Below are 1,896 nucleotides of genomic sequence, written 5' to 3'. Positions count from 1 at the left end.
ATTGGTTGGTGGGCGTCTGGTAAATTCAGAAGGTTTTTTGGATGAGGCGATAGACTACATTATCGTAAGGATTATTTATTGCTTGAAGTCTCTTGATATCACCTTTGAAGAAGTTTGCCTTTAACATCGCCGAATTTTTATATTCCCGATTGAAGGCATCCCAGAACCTATTCCTTGTACGATCAGGCGGTTCCTCCAGAATAAAGCGACCGACAAATATTCCTGTAGTTGGTGTATTTTCCGAAATCGTCTTGAATAATAGATCAGCATGGGTAATCCCTAGAAGGTATTCAAATTGATCAAAGTAAAAACTGTAGCGCGCATCATTAGGCAGTATATGTCGTAGGGCTTCCCGTAGAACATTATGTAAATCACTGCTCTCAGATACTAGCATGTATCGCCTGCCCGCATGAGGTCCGGATAATAGCGGTAGCCCTATATTCTTTGGATTTACCCATTTGATGAGAGGCAAATCTTGATCATCACGATGGCAGAGGGTGTTAAGCATTAACGCCGCAAGATTATCATATCTGTCCGCAGCCATAGCGGCTATTCCGCCTGCGTACAAAATGAGGAGAGCAGGATATAACTCAAGTTGTCTTAAAGCATTTTGTGGGTTGCCTGTAGATTCAGACAACGCCGCCAGCCTATCAAGACACTCTTGCCATATACGCGCCTTTTCGGCTGTCCCATGATAGCAACCCGTGCTCACAAGGGCAATTAGCGTATCACATATTTTCCGGTATTCAACTTTACGCTGTTGACATTTCGCCAGGTATTCCGCTTCTTCCCTGGGATTAAATTCTGTTGCATGTTCCTCATCTATCGGAAAACGCTCACGAGATACTAATTCCCTCACTCGTTCCGTTTCCTGAATCACTAAGTCGTGCGCTATTACCGTATCCCCGCCTGCACCTAACTGGCGCTTCAACATGGCAACAGCCATTGGTGTTGTAATGGGGTGACGGGCTTCATAGGTTGTTAACGCCTCAACCCTATCCGCAAGGGAGACGAAGAAATCGTCGGCTCCAGTGGGATTGGTGATGATGGCACCAGTCTGTCTCACCAACTGCTCAGCTTCAGACGTAATCCCATTAACTTTTGTCCAGAAAGTGTCAAATCGCGTATGTCCCCTACGTTGAAACGCTTCGCGTAATGCCTCATCATACGTTGACGACCAACCGCACACTATAAGGTTGTACTCATTAAGAACCCGCCCCAACTGGCGCTTCATACCCGCTGAATACTTTCTAAGCTCCTCGTCCGTGTTCTTAATACGGCTGTCCATGTAGTCGCCATTCGGTTTAATGACATAGCACTCCTGTGCCCCAAAGTGAACAGCCCCTGATGCTGCTGCGACGGTGCTTATAACAATTGGATTTATATTGAGTTCTTCTAATGCCTTCTCAATTAGTCTATCAAAGTTCGTCGTTATGATGACGCGAACATGCCCCATTGAAGCCAACCTAGCAATCGCCCTGTGAGCGAGTTGAGGCACTTTTCGACCTTGTTCTCTTTCCTGTTCTGTTGGCTCGAAGTATTCTTTGAGTATTGATTGACGACCATGACGGGTACGGCTAAGATATTCAAGTACTTTTGAGTAATTTGCTTCCTCACCCGTTTTCCTTTCCCACCAATCGGCAGGATCGGTTCCGCAGTCCGTTTTATCTTGAATGGCCACACGACGAATCAAGTCCAAAGTGATGCCCCAGCCCGTAAGGATACCAGCCGACTGAGAGACCCCGGACCCAATCAACAAGGCATATTCGCTTTTCTTCGAATACACGGAGAACGCTAGATTTGTCATTACATCGAGCATCTAACACCTCGTCACAAGCCCAATTCGCTATATTTTACCTGTTTGTTATTGGCTCCAAGATTTCCCCACCTTCAAAA

Annotated in this window: 1 protein-coding gene; it reads right to left on the bottom strand. The window is 46.0% G+C overall.

All coding sequences use genetic code 11. The features are described from left to right. Positions 1-25 precede the first annotated feature (25 nt). A complete protein-coding gene (locus tag WCO51_13200) occupies positions 26-1,819 on the bottom strand; it encodes an SIR2 family protein (GenBank protein ID MEI6514210.1) in 1,794 nt (597 codons plus the stop codon). Between the last annotated feature and the right edge of the window lie 77 nt (positions 1,820-1,896).

The sequence above is a fragment of the bacterium genome, assembly GCA_037131655.1.
Taxonomy (GTDB): domain Bacteria; phylum Armatimonadota; class Fimbriimonadia; order Fimbriimonadales; family JBAXQP01; genus JBAXQP01.
Note: the sequence above shows the minus strand (reverse complement) of the source record. Positions and strands in the feature narration are given on the sequence as shown.